We start from the raw sequence: 20815 nt of genomic DNA, 5'->3' as shown, positions 1-20815 counted from the left end.
TTTGTACTTCCCGGCTGAGACACGATCAGCCGACGAACTCGGCCTCGCCGTCCTCAAGCACCAATCGGGACGGCTCCGTCCGGTCCGGCGGCCTCGGTGCGGAACACCGCACGGCCCTCACCGGTGCGCCAGATCGAGGTCGTCAGCGTCTCGCCGGGAAAGACCGGCGAGGTGAACCGCGCCCCGACCGCGGTGACCTTGGCGGCGTCCCCGCCGCCGAGTTCGGCGACCAGCGCGCGCCCGGCCACGCCATAGGTGCACAGCCCGTGCAGGATCGGTTTCGGGAACCCGGCGAGCTGGGCGAACCACGGATCGCTGTGCAGCGGGTTACGGTCCCCGGAGAGCCGGTAGATCAGCGCCTGGTCCTCCCGGGTGGGCAAAGACACTTGGGCGTCGGGCGCGCGCTCCGGGATCGCCGGCGCCTGCGGGCGCTGTCCCGGGCTGCCCCCGAACCCGCCCTCGCCGCGGATGACGAGGGTGGAAAGCGATTCGGCGACGGCCCGACCGGTGTCCGGGTCGCTGCCGGTCGCCTTCAGCATCACCACCGCGTTCTTGCCCTCCCCCTTGTCCTGGATGTCGGCGACCTCGCTGACCACGCTGAGGCGGCCGGCCGGCGGGAGCGGGCTGAACACCCGGATGCTCTGCGATCCGTGCAGCAGCCTGCTGAAGTCGAACGACCCGATCTTGGCGGCGGCCGCGAACGGCGAGCACGCGATCACCGCATACGTCGGCAGCACCTGCTGGTCGACGTCGTGACTGTTCTCGGTGGTGAACGCCAGATCGGCGGTGCCCGCTCCGACGCCGAGCGCGTAGAGCAGGGTGTCCCGGTCGGTCCAGGTGAACAGTTGCGGTGGGGTGGTCGCGCCGATGGCGCCGGGATCGAGCGGCATGGCCAGAGACTAGTCGTGTTGACGTTGCGCCAGTGGGCGGGTGAGCATGTCGGGGTGCAGCTGCGTCAGCCGGTCTTCATCGACGTGGACACCGGCGTCGACGACGCGATGGCACTGGTGTACCTGTTCGCCAGCCCGGAGGCCGAGCTGGTCGGGATCGCGTCCACCGCGGGCAACGTCGGGGTGGACGACGTCTGCCGGAACAACCTGGCGCTGCTGGAGTTGTGCGGGATCTCCGGCGTTCCGGTGTCGCGCGGGTCCGAGGTGCCGTTGGTGGCACCGCTGCGCACCGCCGAGGACACCCACGGGCCCCAGGGCCTCGGGTACGCACGCTTGCCCGATCCGACAACAGAACTCACCGACCATGACGCCGCGCAGGCGTGGGTGCGCGCGGCCCGCGAGCACCCGGGCGAGCTGATCGGCATCGCGACCGGACCGCTGACCAACCTGGCGCTGGCGTTGCGCGCCGAACCCGCGCTGCCGCGGCTACTGGGACGCCTGGTGATCATGGGCGGCGCCTTCGACTACCGGGGCAACACCACGCCGGTGGCCGAGTGGAACGTCAGCGTCGACCCGGAATCCGCGGCCGAGGTGTTCGCCGCGTGGAGCGACTCGGGCGCCGAGCATCTTCCGATCGTGTTGGGACTCAACCTGACCGAGCACGCCGTGCTGACGCCGCAGCTGCTCAGCCGACTGGCCGAGGCCGCCGGCTCGCCGTCCACGCCGATGTCGGTGCACGACGTGCGCGGCACCGCGTCGACGGCGGCCAATCCGCTGATCCGGACCCTCGAAGACGCGATGCGCTTCTACTTCGAGTTCCATCACGACCAGGGCGAGGGCTACCTGGCCCACCTGCACGACCCGCTGGCCGCCGCGGTCGCGCTGGACACCGCGCTGGTGCGGTGCCGCCGCGCGCCGGTGGACGTGGAGCTGACGGGCACGCTGACCCGCGGCATGACGATCGCCGACTGGAGTCACCGCTGGGGACGAGAACCCAACGCGCTCATCGGAGTTGAGGTCGAACCTGCCGTGTTCTTCGACCGGTTCATCGCGCGGGTCGGCGCGTTCGCCGCACAGCTGGGCGACGTCAGTCGTCGGTGACCACCAGCTTGACGTCGATGTTGCCGCGAGTGGCATTCGAGTACGGGCAGACCTGGTGCGCCTTTTCGGCAACCTGCACGGCGGTGTCGTGGTCGACGTTGGGCAGGGTGATCTCCAGCTCGACAGCCAGCCCGAAACCGCCGCTGTCGGTGGGACCGATCTGAACCCGCGCTCCCACAGCGGAATCGGAGACGTCGACCTTCTCCTGGCGCCCCACCAGGCGCAGCGCGGAGTGGAAGCATGCGGCGTAGCCGACGGCGAAGAGCTGCTCGGGGTTGGTGCCGTTGCCGGTGCCGCCCATCTCGGTGGGGATGGCCAGGTCGAGGTCGAGCTTGCCGTCGGAGGTGCGGCCGTGGCCGTCGCGTCCCTCTCCGGTGGCGAGGGCTTCTGCGGTGTAGAGGACTTTATCCATCAGTGGTGCCTTTCTGGGCGTGGATGAGAGCTTCGGTGAGGCGGGCCACGCCTGCGCGCAGGTCCATCGCCTGCTCGGGCGTCAGTCCGGTGAGCGGGAAGAGCTGCTCGGGAATGCATAGCGCCTTGCGCCGCAACCGTTTCCCTTCGGTGGTCAGCGCCACCTCGACCTGACGCTCGTCGGTGTCACTTCGCCGGCGTCGGACGATCCCGCCGGCCTCCATGCGTTTGAGCAATGGCGAGAGCGTCCCGGAGTCGAGTTGCAGCCGCTCGCCGAGGCGGCCGACCGTGATGCTGCCCTCCTCGCCGAGAACGAGCAGCACCAAATACTGCGGATAGGTGATGCCCAACTCGGCCAGCAGCGGACGGTAGGCCGCGGTCATGGCACGCGATGCCGAGTACAGAGCGAAACACAGGTGTTCGTCCAGACTCAGCGGTGCCATGTCCACGACGGTAGCGCACAATTCAATTGAGCACAATCAAATTGCGCCTTACTCGTAGACTCCTTCGAGATACCACTGCCGCTGCCGGTAACACAGCAACAGGGCCTGCGCCGGATCGGTGTCGAGCAGCACCTGCGCCCGGGCAGTCCGCCCGGCCTTGGCCGCCGCCGGGGATCCCACCACCGTTCGTCGACCGGCCAGGGCCCCGTCCACCACGACAGCCGGGCGGACCGGCCCGGCGCGTGCAGTCGGACCGGATCGGTGGAGAACAGCCCGCGGCCGGTGACCCGCACCGGATCGCCCTCGGCGTCGAACAACTCCACGGGGTCGTCGAGCAGCACCGTCGGCGAGGGCTCGGGCAACCGGCCTGGCCACGGCTGATCCGGGTTCGACTGCGGCACAAGCTCATCCCCGAGCGGAGTGAAGGTGATGCGCTCGGCCGGCCCCGCCCACCGCTGAGCACCGGCACCTTGACCGCCTCAGGACCCAGCAGGCCCTGAACCCGGACCAGCGCCCGGCGGGCCCGCAGCCTGTCCTCCTCGCCCACTCCACCCCACAGCGGCAGTTGCAGGGCCTCGGCCGACACCACCTCCACCGGCCGCAGCCGCAGCACCGCGATCGGTGCGGCGGGCCGGTCCTGCGAGTTGCGGCGATTCAGCCAACCGTCCAGCTGCCAGCGCACCCGGTCTGCGGTGGCGTCCTCCGTCAGCGGCTCCGCACACCGCCAGACCCGTTCCAGCTCCTGGCCGGTGGTGGTCACCGCATGGATGGCCAGCCGGGTGCAACCCACACCCGCGCCTTCCAGATGGCGGTGCAGTTCGCCGGCCAGCGACCGTCCGGCGAAAGCAGCCGCGTCGACCCGGTCGATGGGCGGGTCGCAGTCCATCACCGCGTCCAGTTCCGCCTCGGGCTCGCGTCCCGAGGGGCCCCGCGCGGGCTCGCCGCGCGCGATCCGGTGCGCCACCACCGCGTCGGCGCCGAACCGGGAGGCCACGTCGCTGCGCGACAGCTCGGCGAACTGTCCGATGGTCCGGATTCCCAGGCGCCACAACAGATCTGCCAAGTCCTCCCGACGGGTGGACGACAGGCTGGGTTCGGCGGCCAGCTGCCGCACCGACAGCCCCGACAGGAATGCCGCGTCCTCCCCCGCGTCCACGAGCCGACCGGCCCGGGCGGCGAAGACCGCGGTGGGCAGCTGGTCGGCGACCCCGACCTGACATTCGGCGCCCGCGGCGGCCACCGCGTCGACCAGTCGCTCGGCGGCGGTCTGCTCGGAGCCGAAGTACCGGGCCGCTCCGCGCACCGACAAGGCCAGCAGCCCGGGCCGGAGCACCTCCGCCCGGGGGACGAGGTCGTCCACGGCGGTGGTGATGTTCTCGAAGTGCCGGGCGTCGCGGGCCGGGTCGGCGGTGACCACGTGCAACCCCGGACACCGGGCCTGCGACTCCCGGCGCCGCAGACCCCGGCGCACGCCGACCGCGCGGGCCGCCGCCGAGCAGGCGATCACCCGGTTGGCCAGTGTGACCGCGATCGGCAGGGTCGGCGGCAACCCCGCTGCCGCGGCGGCGGCCACGGCGGGCCAGTCCATGCACCACAGCGCCAGAACCCTGGAGGCAGCCACCCGTCACCCACCCACGGCGCGGGCCTGATGGCCGACGGACCGGCCCCGGGCCCGCATCGACAGACGCACCCGGCTGATCCGTCCGCACCCGGGGGTGGGCCGCCCGTCCCGCCCGCCGGCGATCTCGTAACCGCTGACGTGGGCCTCCAGTCGCGCGGAGGCCCCCTGCCAGTCACCGTCGGTGACGAGCAGGGTGCACCCCCGCTGGCGGGCCCGGGCCACCACCGCCCTGGCCCGGGTGGCCGGCACCCGTCGGCCACCCAGCCCGAGCACCACCAAATCCATCCCGTCCATCAGCACCGCGGCCACTTCGACCGGGTCGGCCCCGGCCTCCGGGATGACCGCGATCCTGCTCAGGTCGGCCCCCATCTCCACCGCCGCCAGCAGTCCGACGTCAGGTTGGCCGATGATCGCGACATGACCGCCTGCGGCCGTCACCGCCGCGACCATCCGCAGCTGCAGCGACCGAGCCCCTGAAAGCACCGCGACGGTGCCGCGCGGCAACGAATCGGGAAGCAGTTCAGCCAGCGAATCCGGCCTCGGTAGCAAAGAATCCGGAGTGGACGAAAGCTCCGGGACAGGCGCCGCTGCCCGCCGCGTCCCACCCACCTTGCCGGACACCGACGCGATCTGCTTGCGCAGCTGTTCTACCTGCTCAGCGCGTGTGACGGCACACCTTGTTCTGCTCTTCGGCGTCGTCACAGCAGCACCTTTCACCTCATCCGAATCATCTGTTGTTCGAAACTTTGTTCGATACCGTCAGTAAACACCCACCCACCGACAAGCGTCAACAAGACCGACGCCGCCATCCGACAACGACGACATTGACGAATGTCACCCTTGGGTGCTGCAAATCGGCGAGGGCCATCGCCATGGACGCCGGGTCGAGGACGCCGACCACGGCGCGACTTTTGACAAGCTGATCACCACACTGATCCGGTTCCGCACCCCGTCGCGGTGGAGTCAGTGATCGCACAGCTACTCGGCGAGTAGCCTCACTCCCATTCGATGGTGCCCGGCGGCTTGCTGGTCACGTCCAGCACCACCCGGTTGACCTCACGCACCTCGTTGGTGATCCGCGTCGAAATCCGTTCCAGCACTTCGTAAGGCACCCGCGTCCAGTCCGCCGTCATCGCGTCCTCGCTGGACACCGGGCGCAGCACGATGGGATGGCCGTAGGTGCGGCCGTCGCCCTGCACACCCACCGAGCGGACGTCGGCCAGCAGCACCACCGGGCACTGCCAGATCTGGTGGTCCAGCCCGGCCGAGGTCAACTCCTCGCGGGCGATGGCGTCCGCGCGCCGCAACGTGTCCAGCCGCTCGGCGGTGACCTCACCGACGATGCGGATCCCCAACCCCGGGCCGGGGAACGGTTGGCGGGCAACGATTTCCTCGGGCAGACCGAGTTCGCGACCGACCGCACGCACCTCGTCCTTGAACAGCAGCCGCAACGGTTCGACGAGCTTGAACTTCAGGTCGTCCGGCAGGCCGCCGACGTTGTGGTGACTCTTGATGTTCGCGGTGCCGGATCCGCCGCCCGACTCGACCACATCGGGGTAGAGCGTGCCCTGCACCAGGAAGTCGACCTCGCCGCCGGACACGTCGACGGCGTCGCGGACGGCGCCCTCGAACGCGCGGATGAACTCACGGCCGATGATCTTGCGCTTGCCCTCGGGGTTGGTCACCCCGGCCAGCGCCTCCAGGAAGCGGTCAGCCACGTCGACGGTGACCAGGTTGGCGCCCGTCGCGGCGACGAAATCACGCTGCACCTGGGCCCGTTCACCCGAGCGCAGCAACCCGTGGTCGACGAACACACACGTGAGCCGGTCCCCGATGGCCCGCTGCACCAGCGCGGCGGCCACCGCGGAGTCGACCCCGCCGGACAGCCCGCAGATCGCCCGCCCGTCACCGATCTGGGCGCGCACCTGAGCGATGAGCGCCTCGGCGATGTTGGCCGGTGTCCAGGCCGCGTCGATGCCGGCGAACTCGTGCAGGAAGCGGCTGAGCACCTGCTGGCCGTGCGGGCTGTGCATCACCTCGGGGTGGTACTGCACGCCGGCCAGCCGCCGGTCCCGGTTCTCGAACGCCGCCACCGGCGCTCCCGCGCTCGTGGCGACCACCTCGAAGCCGTCCGGCGCGGCCGTCACCGCGTCGCCGTGGCTCATCCACACCGGCTGCGTCTCGGGCAGATCGGTATGCAGGTGTCCGCCTGCCACTTTCAGCTCGGTGCGGCCGTACTCGCTGGTTCCGGTGTGCGCCACGGTGCCGCCGAGGGCCTGCGCCATCGCCTGGAATCCGTAGCAGATCCCGAACACCGGCACGTCGAGGTCGAACAGCGCGGGATCCAACTGGGGCGCACCCTCGGCGTACACGCTGGCCGGCCCGCCCGACAGCACGACCGCGCGGGGATTGCGCGCCTTGATCTCCTCGACGGAGGTGGTGTGCGGGACGACCTCGGAGAACACCCGCGCCTCACGGACGCGCCGGGCGATCAGCTGCGCGTACTGCGCGCCGAAGTCGACGACCAGGACCGGGCGGGGGGCTGCAGATTCCACCGGGACAGTCTAGTGAGTTGCCCGGTCAACGTGATCGCCGGAGCGTCGGCGCCGGCGATCACGCTGACTCCCCCGAGCACTCGCCACGGTAGCGGCGCCTGTCACGGGTGTCTGTCGGCCAAACGGGCGACCTCGCTAGTAGAGATCGTTGAGGCTGAGGATGCCGTCCTCGATCGCTCGCCGACACCCCCGGCTCGCCGGCTGGCACGTGCCTGCTGTCGCCTGCTGCGCGCGGATGCTCAGCGGGTCACGACGAGCTCGTGATCACCCGTGGCCCAGGCCGATTCGAAGGTGTCGATGCTGACCTGCTCGTCGCGGGTGTCGTCGCCGCCGCTGTCGCCGAGGTAGACGATGTCCTCGTCGAAGTCGATGGCGGCGACTGTGATCATGTGGCCGCAGTTGGTCCGGTCGCCCTCGGTGTCCCAGATGATCCGCGAGTTCACGCACACCATGGCCTGCTGCCCGTTGCCGAGGTAGTCGGCCAGCGCGTCGAGACCGGTGTCGAGGCCGCCGTCGGCGGCCTCGTCGTCGTTGGTGTAGTCGGCGTCGATCCCGAAGTGCTTGAGCAGTAACGGCAGATCGCGCGAACAGGTGCCGTGACCGACACCACCGTCTTCCGGGTCGACGCTCTCGTCGTAGACGGGTTCACCCGGTGTGCACTGGCTGGGGGTGCCGGCGGCCAGATCGATGATCTCCCGTTCGGTGGGCGGCGCCCCGGTGACCTCGCCGACCACCATCCTGGTGGCCATCAGCCCGCAGTCACCTTCGCTCTGCTGTTCCCAGTAACGGGTGGCCGCGTCCGGATCCCCGTAGACGCCACCGACGATCTCGACGACATCGTCCTGCGGCAGACCCTCGGCCTTCTCCCGCGAGGCGTCGAGCTGCCGGGCGGTGCGCGTCCCGTCGTGGCCGCGGCAGGTGAAGTTCGGCTCTCCTGCAGCCTGTCCGGTGGCGCCGCAGGCAACCCCGGCCGCCAGGGTCACTCCCGCTGCAACCGCAACTGCCAGTGTGCTTCTGAGGTGCAGCGCCATCCCCGGAAGCTAACAGATCTAGCCCGTGGAGCTGACCGGTTCGATCGGGATCCGGCGCAGCGCCGCCGGCGCGTCGGCGGGCACCACGGGGTTCTTCGGCGCGATCGCCGACAGCCGGCGGTACGGCTCCCCCTGCGCCGGGCGCAGATCCTGCTCGCCCTTGTTCGGCCACAGCGACGCGGCCCGCTCGGCCTGGGCGGTGATCGACAAGGACGGGTTCACACCGAGGTTCGCCGAAATCGCCGCGCCGTCGGCCACCGACAGCGTCGGGTAGCCGTAGACCCGGTGATAAGGATCGATGACGCCGTGCTCCGGGCTGTCGCCGATCGCCGCTCCGCCGAGGAAGTGGGCGGTCAGCGGGATGTTGAACAACTCGCCCCACGTGCCGCCGGCCACTCCGTCGATCTTCTCGGCGATGCGCCGGGTCACCTCGTTGCCCGCCGGGATCCAGCTGGGATTGGGTTCGCCGTGGCCCTGCTTGCTGTCGAGGATGCGGAAGCCGAACCTGGTCTTGCGGGTGAACGTGGTGATCGAGTTATCCAGGTGCTGCATGACCAGCGCGATCATCGTGCGTTCGCTCCACCGGCGCGCATTGAGCAGCCGCAGCGTGCCCCGCGGATCCTGACGCGCCGTCTCGACCAGCTGCCGCCACCGCGGCACGTCGGTGCCCTCCGGTCCGGTGCCGTCGGTCATCAGCGTCTGCAGCAGCCCCATCGCGTTGGAGCCCTTGCCGTAGCGCACCGGTTCGACGTGGGTGTCTGCGGTGGGGTGGATCGACGACGTGATCGCGACACCGTGGGTGAGGTCGAGGTCGTCGCCGACCTTGAGCCGCCCGGCGCCGACGATCGACTCGGAGTTGGTGCGGGTGAGCACGCCCAGCTTGTCGGACAGCTTCGGCAGCTTGCCCTGGTCGCGCATCTTGAACAGCAGCTTCTGCGTGCCGTAGGTGCCTGCGGCCAGGATCACGTGCTCGGCGGTGAACGTCCTGGGCCGCTTGCGCAGCTTGCCGCCGGTGCGCGCGGTGCGCACCTCCCACAGCCCGTCCGGGCGCTGCTCGAACCCGGTGACCGTGGTCATCGGGTGCACGTACGCGCCGGCCTTCTCCGCCAGACCCAGGTAGTTCTTCAGCAGCGTGTTCTTGGCGCCGTACCGGCAGCCGGTCATGCACGAGCCGCACTCGATGCAGCCGGTCCGCGCCGGTCCGACCCCGCCGAAGTACGGGTCGGGCACGGTCTTGCCCGGGGTCTTGTCGTTGCCGGGACCGAAGAACACCCCGACCGGCGTCGGCACGAAGGTGTCCCCGACGCCCATGTCATCGGCGACCTCTTTCATCACCCGGTCGGCGTCGGTGAAGGTCGGGTTGGTGACCACGCCGAGCATGCGCTGGGCCTGGTCGTAGTGGGGCATCAGTTCGGCCCGCCAGTCGGTGATGTCCTTCCACTGCGCGTCGTTGAAGAACGGCTCCGGCGGCACGTACAGCGTGTTCGCATAGTTCAGCGATCCACCGCCCACCCCGGCGCCTGCCAGGATCATCACGTTGCGCAGCAGATGGATCCGCTGGATGCCGTACATGCCGAACTGCGGGGCCCACAGGAACTTACGCAGGTTCCACGAGGTCTCGGCGAACTCCTCGTCGGCGAAGCGGCGGCCCGCCTCCAGCACCCCGACCCGGTAGCCCTTCTCGGTCAGGCGCAGCGCGCTGACGCTGCCGCCGAACCCCGAGCCGATGATCAGCACGTCGTAGTCAGGCTTCATCGGCACATTATGAACTTACCCGCCGGTAACCAGCTAGAGAGGCCACCCTAACTTCGCCAGGCGATAGGGTCGGTGGCTGTGAGCACTCGGGCCGGTTCGGGCATCACCGCGCGCCAGGCCAAGCGCCTGCAGACCAGGGAACGGCTCCTGGGCGCGGCCATCGCCGAGTTCAAGCGCGCGGGTAAGGACGAGGCCGACGTCGGCGCGATCGTCGCCGCGGCCGGGGTCGCCCACGGCACCTTCTTCTTCCACTTCCCCACCAAGGAACACGTGCTGCTCGAGCTCGAGCGCCGCGAGGAGGACCGCATGGCCAAGCGGTTCGCCACGTTCACCAAGACCCACGACGATCTGGCCGCGATGCTGCGCGAGGCGGCCGACCTGGTGGCGGCGCTGGAGCGCAGGCTGGGCGTGCTGCTGTTCAAGGACTTCCTGGCGTTGCACTTCTCGCCGACCCGCCCGCCCGCCGAACACGGCGACGACCACCCGCTGGTGGTGCTGGTGGCTGACCAGATCGAGAACGCCAGGCAACGCGGCGAGACCGCCGCCGACATCACGCCGATGAACAGCGCGATCTACTTCCTGCTGGGCCTGTACGCGCTGCTGATCACCACCGACGAATCCACCGGCCGGACGGTGTTGCTCGACGACTATTTGGTCCGGACGCTGCGCAGCATGCAGTAGAGGTCGGCCTAGCTCCCGACGGTGAGCCCGACCTTCTGGAACTCCTTGAGATCGCAGTAGCCGGCCTTGGCCATCGAGCGGGCCAGGCCGCCGACGAGGTTCAGCGAGCCGAACGGGTCGTCGGACGGGCCGTTGAGCACCTGCTCCAGCGACGGCCGGTCCTCGCCGGCCACCTGAAGCAGCGCACCGCGCGGCAGCGACGGGTGCGCGGCGGCGGACGGCCAGAACCAGCCCCCGCCGAGCGCCTCGGCCGAGACGGCCAGCGGGGTGCCGAGCACGACCGCGTCGGCGCCGCACGCGATCGCCTTGGCCAGGTCGCCGGAGGTGTGGATGTCGCCGTCGGCGAGCACGTGCACGTACCGCCCGCCGGTCTCGTCGAGGTACTCGCGGCGCGCGGCGGCGGCGTCGGCGATCGCGGTGGCCATCGGGACGCTGATGCCCAGCACCTCGTCGGACGTGGTGACCCCGGCGGTGGAGCCGTATCCGACGATGACCCCGGCGGCGCCGGTGCGCATCAGGTGCAGCGCGGTGCGGTGGTCGAGCACGCCGCCGGCCACCACCGGCACGTCGAGTTCGGAGATGAAGGTCTTCAGGTTCAGCGGCTCGCCGGTCTCGTCGCTGCCCTTGGCGACCCGCTCGGCGGAGATGATGGTGCCCTGGATGACGAGCAGGTCGATGCCCGCGGCCACCAGCGTGGGGGTCAGCGCCTGCGCGTTCTGCGGGCTGACCCGCACCGCGGTGGTGACACCGGCCTCCCGAATGCGTGCCACTGCGGCACCGAGCAGATCGAGATCGATTGGTGCGGAATGCAATTGCTGCAGCAGTCGGGTCGCCGCCGCCGGATCCGGATCCTTCTCGGCGACCTCGATCACCTGGGCGATCTTGTCGGCGACATCGGCGTGCCTGCCGATCAGACCCTCGCCGTTGAGCACACCGAGGCCGCCGGTGCGGCCCATCTCGATCGCGAACTCGACCGACACCAGCGCATCGGTGGGGTGAGCCACCACCGGGATCTCGAACCGGTACGCGTCGAGCTGCCACGCCGTCGAGACATCCTTCGACGAGCGGGTGCGCCGAGACGGCACGATGTTGATGTCGTCGAGTTCGTAGGTGCGGCGGGCGGTCCGGCCCATGCCGATTTCCACCATCTCACGCATGTTCAGCTCCCCTGTGTAGGCCCGTGCAACCCTAGCGGGTGGTGTAGTTCGGGGCTTCCGCAGTCATGGTGATGTCGTGGGGGTGGCTTTCCTTGAGCCCTGCGGCGGTGATCTGGACGAACTGCGCCTGCTGCAGTTGTTCGATGGTCGCCGAGCCGGTGTAGCCCATCGCCGCGCGCAGTCCGCCGACGAGCTGGTGGATCACGGTGGACAGCGGGCCGCGGAACGGCACCCGGCCCTCGATGCCCTCGGGCACCAGCTTGTCCTCCGAGAGGACGTCGTCCTGGAAGTAGCGGTCCTTGGAGTAGGACACCCGGGCGCCGCCGGCGGCCGCGTTGGACCGGCCCTGCATCGCGCCGAGCGAGCCCATGCCCCGGTAGCTCTTGAACTGCTTGCCGTTCACCAGGATCAGGTCGCCGGGAGATTCGGCGGTGCCGGCCAGCAGCGAACCCAGCATCGCGGTCGACGCGCCCGCGGCCAACGCCTTGGCGATGTCACCGGAGTACTGCAGGCCGCCGTCGGCGATGACCGGGACGCCGTGCGGGGCGCAGGCCGCGACGGCTTCCAGGATCGCGGTGATCTGCGGGGCGCCGACACCGGCGACCACCCGCGTGGTGCAGATCGAGCCGGGTCCGACGCCGACCTTGACCGCGTCGGCACCGGCCGCCACCAACGCCGCTGCCGCGGCCCGGGTGGCGACATTGCCGCCGACGACCTCGACGCGGTCCCCGACCGCCACTTTGAGCCGGTGCACCATGTCGAGCACGCCGCGGTTGTGGGCGTGGGCGGTGTCGACCACCAGCACGTCGACGCCGGCGTCGGCGAGCAACATCGCGCGTGTCCACGCGTCCTCACCGACACCGACAGCAGCGCCGACCAGCAGCCGGCCGTCGCTGTCCTTGGTGGCCAGCGGGAACTGCTCGGTCTTGACGAAGTCCTTGACCGTGATCAGGCCGGTGAGCTTGCCGTTGCCGTCGACGATCGGCAGCTTCTCGATCTTGTGGCGGCGCAGCAGTCCCAGCGCGGCCTCAGCCGAGACGCCTTCCTGCGCGGTGATCAGCGGGGCCTTGGTCATCACCTCGGAGACCGGCTTGGACAGGTCGACCTCGAACCGCATGTCGCGGTTGGTGATGATCCCGACCAGCTGCCCGTCCTTGTCGACGACGGGCAGGCCCGAGATCCGGAACCGCGCGCACATCGCGTCGACCTCGGCCAGCGTGTTGTCCGGCTTGCACGTCACCGGGTCGGTGACCATGCCCGCCTCGGAGCGCTTGACCGTCTCGACCTGCGCAGCCTGCTCGGCTGCCGGGAGGTTGCGGTGCAGCACGCCCATGCCGCCGGCGCGCGCCATCGCGATCGCCATGCGGGACTCGGTCACGGTGTCCATGGCCGAACTCACCAGCGGCACCTTCAACCGGATCTTGCGGGTCAGCTGACTCGCGGTGTCCGCTGTGGCCGGGATCACGTCCGAGGCTGCGGGCAGCAGCAGGACGTCGTCGAAGGTGAGCCCGAGCATCGCGACCTTGGTGGGGTCGTCACCGCCTGTGGGCACAGGAACGGCGAGCGAGATGCTGCTTTCGGCGATCGACATGGGTGGGGCCTCCGGTAACAATTGCAGCCAGGTGACGGAACCACCTGAAAGCAACATCTTATCGGCTCCGAGCCTGCAGTTTTGATTCCCCGCGACCTACCGGGTGTGCGCTGGCGCGATACCTCGGGTGCTGCGTAGTCTGGGAACGTGCGAGACCACCTGCCACCAGGATTGCCGCCAGACCCGTTCGCCGACGATCCGAGCGATCCGTCGGCGGCGCTCGACGCCCTGGAACCGGGTCAGCCGCTGGATCCGCAGGAACGCACCGCCGTGGAGGCCGATCTGGCCGACCTGGCTGTCTACGAAGCATTGTTGGCACACAAGGGAATTCGCGGACTCGTCGTCTGCTGTGACGAATGCCAGCAGGATCACTACCACGACTGGGACATGCTGCGCGCCAACCTGCTGCAGCTCCTTGTCGACGGCACCGTCCGTCCGCACGAGCCGGCCTACGACCCCGAGCCCGACTCGTATGTCACGTGGGACTACTGCCGCGGTTACGCCGACGCGTCGCTCAACGAGGCGACCTCGGATTCCGACGGCTATCGCTGAGAGCGCAATTCCCCGGCGTTTCCTGATTCGGCGGCTCGGCCCCCGGTGATCAGCCCGCCTCGCCCGGCACGGGCAGCGGGATGATCGGCGTGGTCGTCGTTGGCAGAGTCACCGTCGGCAGAGTCACCGTCGGCGTCTCCGGCGCGACCGTCTCCTCTTCCACCGGTGGCGCCACCGAGGTCGGCGTCGGCGTCGCGGCCCGCGTCGTCGTGGTCTGAAGCGTCGTCGTGGTCTGAAGCGTCGTCGTGGTCTGAAGCGTGGTCGTCGACTGGAGAGTCGTCGTCGCCTGAAGGGGCGTCGTCGGTGTCGTCGGCGCAGGCGCCTGGCCGACCGTCGTCGACGGCGTCACTGACGGGGTCGCCGAGGGAGTCACCGACGGTGTCGCCGTCGCACTCGACGGTGACGGGGTGGCCCGCACCGAGGTCGACGTCGGCGCAGCGGTGCTCGACGGCGGAGTCGTCTCCGTCTCGCTCGACGGTGAGTTCGACGGTGAGGTGGTCTCGGCCGCACTCGACGGCGAGGTCGTCTCCGACGGAGACGGCGTCGCGGTGGTCTCGCTGGTCGGCCCGGTCACCGGCGCGTCGGGCTCGAGGATGACGACCGGCACGTCCGGGAACGTCGGCAGCACCGCGTCGGGGGCGACGGTTGCGGCGGGATCTTGGGCCTCGACCTTGACGGTCAGCTCCTGCCACTGGGCGACCAGTTCCTGCTTGCGATCCATGTCGTCGACCGTGGCGACCGTGGTGGTGACGGCCTCGAGTTTGGCCTGCGCACCCTGCCAGTCACCCTGTTCGATGAGCTGCTGAACCTGCTGCATCTCGGTCTGGGCAGCCAGGATCACCGCGTCGTCGCGGGTCTGGATCTGCTCACCGAACAACATGGAGCGCAGTCCGTAGAGCGCGTCGCCCGGGCCCGACCCGGCCACCACCGCACCGACACCGCCGATGGCCAGCACCGCGGCGGCCGCCGAGCCGACCACCGCCAGCGAGAGTCGCCGGCGCGGAGCCGGGCGGGTGGCCCGGTCCAATGCGGCGGCCGCGTCCTGCGGCGTCAGCACATGACCCATCGGGGTCTCGCGCACATCGTCGCGCCAGCCCGCGAGCAGGCTCGCCAGCTCCGCCTCGTCCCGGTCGGTCGAGTACGGCGGCTGCTGTGCGGCCAGCGCGTCCAGGAACTGGTCGGTGCGATTGATCTCGTTGAGCGACGGGTCTCCGCCTGCGGAGTTCCAGCGTCCGAAGTCAGGCATGGTCCCGCCCGTTCGACGTGAGCTCCGATTTCAGCCGCGCCAGCGCGCGGTGCTGAGCGACCCGCACGGCTCCGGCGGTGCTGCCGACGGCGTCCGCGGTCTCCTCCGCGCTCATCCCGACGACGACGCGCAGGATGAGGATCTCCCGCTGCTTCTCCGGGAGCACCTGCAGCAGCTTGGCCATCCGCGCCGAGGCTTCGGAGTCGATGGCCAACTGTTCCGGACCGGCCTCGCCGGCAAACCGCTCGGGCACGATCTCCATCGGATCCGATTTGTTCCGCCCGGCGGCGCGGTGCGCGTCGGCAACCTTGTGCGCTGCGATCCCGTACACGAAGGCCAGGAACGGTCGTCCCTGATCCCGGTAACGCGGCAGCGCCGTGATGGCGGCCAAGCACACCTCCTGAGCTACGTCATCAGCTGAAAGACCGCTGCGTTCCGCGGTCCCCACCCTCGCCCGGCAGTACCGGACGACGAGGGGGCGGATGGTCTCCAGCACCTCCCGGAGCGCGTCCCGATCACCTGCCACTGCCTCAGCAACGACACTGTCGAGACGTTCTCCCGAGATTGTCATCGTGAGCAGGATCTCCAGCGTTACGTCGGGGCACATCCCGGAGGGGAGGCGCGGTATCAGTAGGTACCGGTCGTGTGCCGGCTCAGCTAAACAATAACGATCAAGGCAGGCGCAACCCCGTTACCTGGGACGCCACACGCCGCCCCATCTGGTTACGGTTTGGGCGGCGGTGTCCCGGAGATCTCTGATCTGCGCCGGTGAGTGGTCATCGGCGCCGATGTCGGCCAGCAGGGACGCCACCGCCCACTGCAGCGGCATCAGGCCGTGTCGGCTGGCGCGGCCCAATGCGGCCGCGCCTTCCCGCCGGGCCGGCTCAGGTCACCCCGGCTGCACAGCGCCGCGGCGAGGACCACCTGGGATTTGACCGCGTGGCGTACCGACGGCAGGGCCGAGGCGAGCTGCACGCCACGCTCTGCGTGACCGACGGCCTCGCCGCCGTCACCGCGGAACATCGCCAGCTCGGCCGACACCCAGGCCAGTCGGACGGCCGAGCGTGGCGTGTCGGTGGCTGCGACGGCGCCGGCGGCGAGCTCCAGCGCCCGCGCCGACGCGGCGAAGCGGCCGACCCCGAGCGCGTCGGCCGCCAGCCCGAGCAGAGCGTCGGCCTCGGCCTCGGCGGTCGTGGCCAGTGCCGCCGCCCTGCCATCCCAGACACGGGCGCGGTCGTGCCAGCCCAGCTGGCGGAGGAACGACGCGTGGGTGCTCGCGGCGAGCGACGCCTGCGCGTCGGGGACAGGACGGCGCGTTAGCCGATCGAGGTCGGTCAGCGCGCAGGCGTACCGTCCCTGGCCGCCCGCGGCGACGGCGCGCAACCACACGTCGCGTTGCGCGGTGGCGGGGGGAAGCGGCCAGGTGTCCGGCCGGTCGCCGAACGCGGCGACTTCGAGGGTGTTTGCGGAAATCGCGGCACCTGTGCTCATCGGACCGCGACGCTACCAAGGTGCAGGGGCGCGAAGATTCGGCCCGGTTAACAATTCGTGCATCCCGTGTTACAGCAATGTCACCGGGCCCGGCGGCCGGGGTTGCCGGATATCGGCTGCCGCGCCGCGCTTTCTGGCGAAATGACCGGTCACCGGGACCGGCCGGGCGACCTCTATACCACTGCTCGCGTTGGCTGGTCGTCTCGGGAATGAACGTGATGTAAATTTTCGGCCTGCGGATATGTGGTTCGGCACACCACAAGGCTATTGACGGCAATTCCGAAGCCCTTCTACGTTGTGTGCACGAGTGGTCATCGGCGACTGTGCTCGGATTGTTCCAACGACTCGACCGGACGTGTTCGGCGAAAGAGTCTGTAGGGAGAGGAATTCCATTGCCACAGCCGCAGGAGCTTCCCGGTCCGAATGCTGACATCTGGGATTGGCAGATGAAGGGGGTTTGCCGGGGCGTCGATTCGTCGATGTTCTTCCACCCCGACGGTGAGCGCGGCCGGGCCCGCGCTCAGCGTGAGATGCGGGCCAAGGAGATGTGCCGGCGTTGTCCTGTGATCGCACAATGCCGTTCACACGCACTCGCCGTCGGAGAGCCGTACGGCATCTGGGGCGGCCTGAGCGAATCCGAGCGTGAGCTGCTGCTCAAGCGCGGGATTCGCCGCAGCGCCTAGAGCCAGACCTGAACGGAGGGCCCACCCCGGCTTGTCGCCACCGGGGTGGGCTCTTCGCCCTTGCGGCACAATATGTGTGAGTGCTGCGAGGTTCCTGTGAGGCCGGGCCATGCCGCTTCGCGGGGAGTATGCCGCCAGGATTCGGGGTAGCCCATCGTCACCAGGCACCGCGGTCGCCGTCTGGCACCCACTCCCCCGAGGAATCGCCATGCGCGCCACACTGATGTACGAAGCCGGCGATGTCCGCGTCGAGACGGTCCCAGACTCCGTCATCAAACACCCGACCGACGCACTGGTACGCATCACCGCGTCGTGCATCTGCGGCAGCGATCTGCACCCGTATCACCACATGCCCGCCACCGACCCACCGGCGCGCATGGGGCACGAGTTCATCGGAGTCGTCGAGGATGTCGGGTCGGACGTCGGCACCGTCAAGCCCGGGGACCTGGTGGTCTCGCCGTTCGCCGTCTCCGACAACGTGTGCGAGTACTGCCACGACAACCTGCACACCTCCTGCTCGCATCCGGACGCGAACTTCTGGGACGGCATCCCCGACGAGGGTGCACAGGCCGAAGGCATCCGCGTGCCGCTCGCCGACGGCACCCTGGTGAAACTGCCCGTCGCGCCGGACTCGGCACTCATGCCCTCGCTGCTCACCCTGGCCGACGTCTACGGCACCGGGTTCCACGCCGCCAGAATGGGCGGGGTGGGCCCCGGCAAGCGGGTGACCGTGATCGGGGACGGCGCGGTGGGACTGCTGGCGGTGCTGTCCGCCAAACGACTCGGCGCCGAGCAGATCATCCTCATGGGACATCACCGCGACCGCACCGACCTGGGCCGCGAATTCGGCGCCACCGACGTCGTGGCCGAGCGCGGCGAGGAAGGGATCGCCAGAGTCCGTGACCTCACCGGCGGCGAGGGCACCCACGCTGTGCTCGAAGCAGTCGGGTACATGCCTGCGTATCAGCAGGCCCTGGGCGTCGTCCGGCGTGGCGGGGTGATCAGCCGGGTCGGGGTGCCCCAGTACGAGGAGGCGCCCATCGGATTCGGCAGCCTGTTCCGCCACAACATCCGCCTCGCCGGCGGGCCCGCCCCGGTGCGCGCCTACATCGAAGAGCTGATGCCCGACATCCTCGACGGCACGCTCGAACCCGGTCGGGTGTTCGACACGGCCACCGATCTGGACGGCGTACCCGACGGATACCGGGATATGGACGAGCGGCGCAGCCTGAAAGTGCTCGTAAACGTGTGACGCAGCTGCGCTCGCGATGTCTATCCTCTCAGCGAACGGAAATGCCATGGCGGTCGGAGCCATTTCGACTGTCGCGGAGCATCTTTCGCGATACTGGGCAACATCGGTGAGCGCTTCGTGACGATGTCGGCCGGGCTATTGCCGCAGGTCATTTCCCGGTGCTAGCCTCGATTCGTCAGGAGCCTTCTCCGCGACCGACGACTTGCCGCCGCCGCGCCGCGCCTGGGTCACCGAAGTTCGATGAAAAGTGTTGCTGCACAGGAATTTCAGCTGCAGCGTGAGTAGGCGGCCGGCAGCGGAACGGCAGCCATCCCACTAGTTTGCCGCATGTCCCGAAGCAGGGAAGGGCCTCCGGAATGGCCGTCAGCACACAAAACCACGCCACCAGCGATTCCCACGACCGGGCCGACCAGCTGACCCTGGTGTCGCGGCTGCGGTCGGCGTTCCCCGAACTGCCGGACGCCCCCACCGCGGACATGCTCGACCACCCCCGGATCAAGGCGTACCTCAAACCGGTGCACGACGTGGGCGGGGAACCCGACGCCCCGATCAAGTTCGAGAACAAGCAGTACGAGCAGTGGGAAGAGCTGACGTACATCATGTGCGAGGTCCTCGGCTGGCGCGGCATCTGGATGTCCGAGGAACGCCGCAGGATCGGCAACGTGGACGTCGGCCGCGCACAGTATCTCGGGCTCCCCTACTACGCACGGTGGTTGGTGTCGGTGGCCCGGGTGCTGGTGGAGAAACACCTCATCACCCTCGGCGAACTCGGCGATCGCATGGCCGAGGTCCAGGAGCGCTACGCGGGCGGGCTCGACGGCAAGAAGATCGAGGCGCAGCCGAAGTCCGAGGGAGACGGCGCCGATGTGAAGCGCAACGAGCACCACATCAAGGCGGTCGGCATCGGCGATCCGCAGATCTACGCCGGTACGGCGGGCGAGCCGGGATTCGCCGTCGGCGACAGTGTCGTGGTGCGCGACACTCCGGTCATCTTCTACACCCGGACCCCCGAGTACGTGCGCGGCGCCACCGGACGGATCGCGAAGGTCTCCTATGAGAGCCCGGCCGCCGAAGACGAGACCTGGGGCCGCACCGACGCCCCCGCGGAATGGTTCTACATCGTCGAGTTCGACATGCCGGACCTTTTCTACGGCTACGCCGGAGCGGCGCACGACAAGTTGCGCACCGAAATACCGCAGCGCTGGCTGGCGCCGGCGAACTGAATCAGACTGCTGTCGAGAGGGTTTCAACGATGAGCGACGACCACAACCACGATCACGGCCACGACCACGCCCGCACCGTCAAGCCGATGGTGGACGAAATCACCGACTTCGAGGTGCTGGAGATCGCGTTGCGCGAACTGTGCATCGAGAAGGGCATCTTCACCGCCGAGGACCACCGGCGCTTCACCGAGTTCTCCGAACAGATCGGTCCCACCCCGGCCGCACGTCTGGTCGCGAAATCGTGGCTTGATCCGGACTTCAAGAATCTGGCCCTGACCGATGCGCTGACCGCCAGCAAAGAGGTCGGCGTCGATTGGCTGCAGCCCACCGGGTTCGGCACACCGAGTGACTTCGTGGCATTCCAGGTGCTCGAAGACACCCCCACCCTGCACAACGTCATCGTGTGCGGGCTCTGCTCGTGCTACCCGCGGCCCATCCTGGGCAACTCGCCCGAGTGGTATCGCACACCCAACTACCGCCGCAGGCTCATCCGCTGGCCCCGCGAGGTGCTCGCGGAGTTCGGCCTCTACCTGTCCGACGACGTCGCCGTGCGTGTCGAGGACTCCAACCAGAAGCACCGATTCATGGTGATGCCGATGCGGCCGGAGGGCACCGACGGCTGGACCGAGGACCAGCTGACGGAGATCATCACGCGCGACTGCCTGATCGGTGTGGCGCTGCCGAAACCCGGTGTCACGTCCAACGTCATCGTCGACACCCGGCCCGCCCTGCATCCCTAGGACAGCACATGACCTCCGAGGAACTCTCCCATCCGGTCGAGCGTGTCGAGAGCCCGACGCTGAGCCAGATCGTGGAGCGCAACCAGGTGTGGCCGGTGATGGCCGCCAAGTACAACGTCGAGAATCCGGTCCCCCCGTGGAAGACCAGCCTCGACGGGCTGTGCGAGGCCCTCGACCACGCCGCGTGCGACGCCGACGTGCCGGACTTCAAGGAACGCCGGGACGAGGAGGACCTCCTGACTGCGACGCGCTACGCCGACCTGCCGTACCCGGAGAGCCAACTCGTCGCGCTGGCCCACTCGCTGCTCGCACGGGGCGTCATCGACGACGAGGACCTGCGCCGGCGGATGTCCGGCATCAGAACCCGGCTGGAGGCCTGACCTTCCGGCGCA

At 69.3% G+C, this 20815-nt stretch carries 19 protein-coding genes and 3 pseudogenes; 9 read left to right on the top strand and 13 right to left on the bottom strand.

The genetic code is table 11. The features are described 5' to 3' along the window. Positions 1-25: 25 nt before the first annotated feature. Positions 26-890 (bottom strand): annotated as a pseudogene (locus tag C6A87_RS06295) (MaoC/PaaZ C-terminal domain-containing protein). A 108-nt stretch (positions 891-998) separates the two neighbouring features. Between C6A87_RS06295 and C6A87_RS06290 the strand changes: the two are divergent. Beyond that, the gene (locus tag C6A87_RS06290; protein WP_396837072.1) at positions 999-1991 is read left to right on the top strand and encodes a nucleoside hydrolase; all 993 of its coding nucleotides are present in this window, start codon (positions 999-1001) and stop codon (positions 1989-1991) included. On the opposite strand, the gene C6A87_RS06285 is transcribed toward C6A87_RS06290, so the two are convergent. The 4 genes and pseudogenes from C6A87_RS06285 to C6A87_RS06270 form a co-directional block, all read right to left on the bottom strand. After that, complete coding sequence (locus C6A87_RS06285; protein WP_311116470.1) at positions 1978-2403, bottom strand: organic hydroperoxide resistance protein; 426 nt, start codon at positions 2401-2403, stop codon at positions 1978-1980. The two genes, C6A87_RS06290 and C6A87_RS06285, sit on opposite strands and share 14 nt — an antisense overlap. Further along, positions 2396-2845 carry a MarR family transcriptional regulator gene (locus C6A87_RS06280; protein ID WP_311116469.1) on the bottom strand — a complete coding sequence of 150 codons (450 nt, stop codon included), beginning with the start codon at positions 2843-2845 and terminating at the stop codon, positions 2396-2398. Before C6A87_RS06280 ends, C6A87_RS06285 begins: the two co-directional genes overlap by 8 nt. A 48-nt stretch (positions 2846-2893) precedes the next feature. Continuing rightward, a pseudogene (locus C6A87_RS06275) lies at positions 2894-4433 on the bottom strand (DNA polymerase Y family protein). A gap of 36 nt (positions 4434-4469) precedes the next feature. Continuing rightward, positions 4470-5168 carry a hypothetical protein gene (locus C6A87_RS06270; RefSeq protein WP_311116468.1) on the bottom strand — a complete coding sequence of 233 codons (699 nt, stop codon included), beginning with the start codon at positions 5166-5168 and terminating at the stop codon, positions 4470-4472. 142 nt (positions 5169-5310) lie between these two features. On the opposite strand from C6A87_RS06270, the gene C6A87_RS06265 reads away from it, so the two are divergent. Beyond that, positions 5311-5436: a hypothetical protein gene (locus C6A87_RS06265; protein ID WP_311116467.1), complete on the top strand. Its 126-nt coding sequence runs from the start codon at positions 5311-5313 to the stop codon at positions 5434-5436. A gap of 25 nt (positions 5437-5461) precedes the next feature. Here C6A87_RS06265 and guaA read toward each other — a convergent pair whose 3' ends face one another. From guaA to C6A87_RS06250, 3 genes are all read right to left on the bottom strand, one after another. Beyond that, positions 5462-7021, bottom strand: a complete 1560-nt coding sequence (gene guaA, locus C6A87_RS06260) for a glutamine-hydrolyzing GMP synthase (protein ID WP_311116466.1) — start codon at positions 7019-7021, stop codon at positions 5462-5464. Positions 7022-7260: 239 nt separating this feature from the next. After that, on the bottom strand, positions 7261-8052 hold the full coding sequence (locus tag C6A87_RS06255) for a hypothetical protein (RefSeq protein WP_311116465.1): 792 nt from the start codon (positions 8050-8052) through the stop codon (positions 7261-7263). An 18-nt stretch (positions 8053-8070) separates the two neighbouring features. Next, positions 8071-9807, bottom strand: coding sequence for a GMC family oxidoreductase (locus C6A87_RS06250; protein ID WP_311116464.1), 1737 nt, complete (start codon positions 9805-9807; stop codon positions 8071-8073). 72 nt (positions 9808-9879) lie between these two features. Between C6A87_RS06250 and C6A87_RS06245 the strand changes: the two genes are divergently transcribed. Continuing rightward, positions 9880-10488: a TetR/AcrR family transcriptional regulator gene (locus tag C6A87_RS06245; protein WP_396837009.1), complete on the top strand. Its 609-nt coding sequence runs from the start codon at positions 9880-9882 to the stop codon at positions 10486-10488. An 8-nt stretch (positions 10489-10496) separates the two neighbouring features. On the opposite strand, the gene C6A87_RS06240 is transcribed toward C6A87_RS06245, so the two are convergent. Beyond that, positions 10497-11636, bottom strand: a complete 1140-nt coding sequence (locus C6A87_RS06240) for a GuaB3 family IMP dehydrogenase-related protein (protein ID WP_311117829.1) — start codon at positions 11634-11636, stop codon at positions 10497-10499. Between the two features lie 40 nt (positions 11637-11676). Continuing rightward, the gene (gene guaB / locus C6A87_RS06235) at positions 11677-13236 is read right to left on the bottom strand and encodes an IMP dehydrogenase (RefSeq protein WP_311116462.1); all 1560 of its coding nucleotides are present in this window, start codon (positions 13234-13236) and stop codon (positions 11677-11679) included. Positions 13237-13383: 147 nt separating this feature from the next. Between guaB and C6A87_RS06230 the strand changes: the two genes are divergently transcribed. Next, a complete protein-coding gene (locus C6A87_RS06230; RefSeq protein ID WP_040540522.1) occupies positions 13384-13788 on the top strand; it encodes a DUF5319 domain-containing protein in 405 nt (134 codons plus the stop codon). 49 nt (positions 13789-13837) lie between these two features. On the opposite strand, the gene C6A87_RS06225 is transcribed toward C6A87_RS06230, so the two are convergent. The 3 genes and pseudogenes from C6A87_RS06225 to C6A87_RS06215 form a co-directional block, all read right to left on the bottom strand. Next, positions 13838-15034 (bottom strand): anti-sigma-D factor RsdA, encoded by a 1197-nt coding sequence (locus C6A87_RS06225; RefSeq protein ID WP_311116461.1) that lies wholly within the window; start codon positions 15032-15034, stop codon positions 13838-13840. Further along, positions 15027-15605: a sigma-70 family RNA polymerase sigma factor gene (locus tag C6A87_RS06220; protein ID WP_311116460.1), complete on the bottom strand. Its 579-nt coding sequence runs from the start codon at positions 15603-15605 to the stop codon at positions 15027-15029. The genes C6A87_RS06225 and C6A87_RS06220 overlap by 8 nt, the downstream gene beginning before the upstream one ends. A 120-nt stretch (positions 15606-15725) precedes the next feature. Next, positions 15726-16525: pseudogene (locus tag C6A87_RS06215) on the bottom strand (hypothetical protein). A 392-nt stretch (positions 16526-16917) separates the two neighbouring features. On the opposite strand from C6A87_RS06215, the gene C6A87_RS06210 reads away from it, so the two are divergent. The 5 genes from C6A87_RS06210 to C6A87_RS06190 all read left to right on the top strand — a co-directional run bounded on the left by C6A87_RS06210 (position 16918) and on the right by C6A87_RS06190 (position 20803). Further along, positions 16918-17208: a WhiB family transcriptional regulator gene (locus C6A87_RS06210; RefSeq protein WP_003929260.1), complete on the top strand. Its 291-nt coding sequence runs from the start codon at positions 16918-16920 to the stop codon at positions 17206-17208. Between the two features lie 208 nt (positions 17209-17416). Next, complete coding sequence (locus C6A87_RS06205; protein ID WP_311116459.1) at positions 17417-18460, top strand: zinc-binding dehydrogenase; 1044 nt, start codon at positions 17417-17419, stop codon at positions 18458-18460. 356 nt (positions 18461-18816) lie between these two features. Further along, entirely contained in the window at positions 18817-19683 is an 867-nt protein-coding gene (locus tag C6A87_RS06200) for an SH3-like domain-containing protein (RefSeq protein ID WP_311116458.1), read from the top strand. A 29-nt stretch (positions 19684-19712) separates the two neighbouring features. Then, entirely contained in the window at positions 19713-20423 is a 711-nt protein-coding gene (gene scnC / locus C6A87_RS06195) for a thiocyanate hydrolase subunit gamma (protein WP_311116457.1), read from the top strand. 8 nt (positions 20424-20431) lie between these two features. Then, positions 20432-20803, top strand: coding sequence for a thiocyanate hydrolase (locus C6A87_RS06190; RefSeq protein WP_311116456.1), 372 nt, complete (start codon positions 20432-20434; stop codon positions 20801-20803). Positions 20804-20815 lie beyond the last annotated feature (12 nt).

Origin of the sequence: Mycobacterium sp. ITM-2016-00317 (assembly GCF_002968295.1) — a bacterium.
GTDB lineage: Bacteria > Actinomycetota > Actinomycetes > Mycobacteriales > Mycobacteriaceae > Mycobacterium.
The sequence above is the reverse complement of the archived record's forward strand: the minus strand, read 5'-3'. Positions and strand labels throughout refer to the sequence as shown.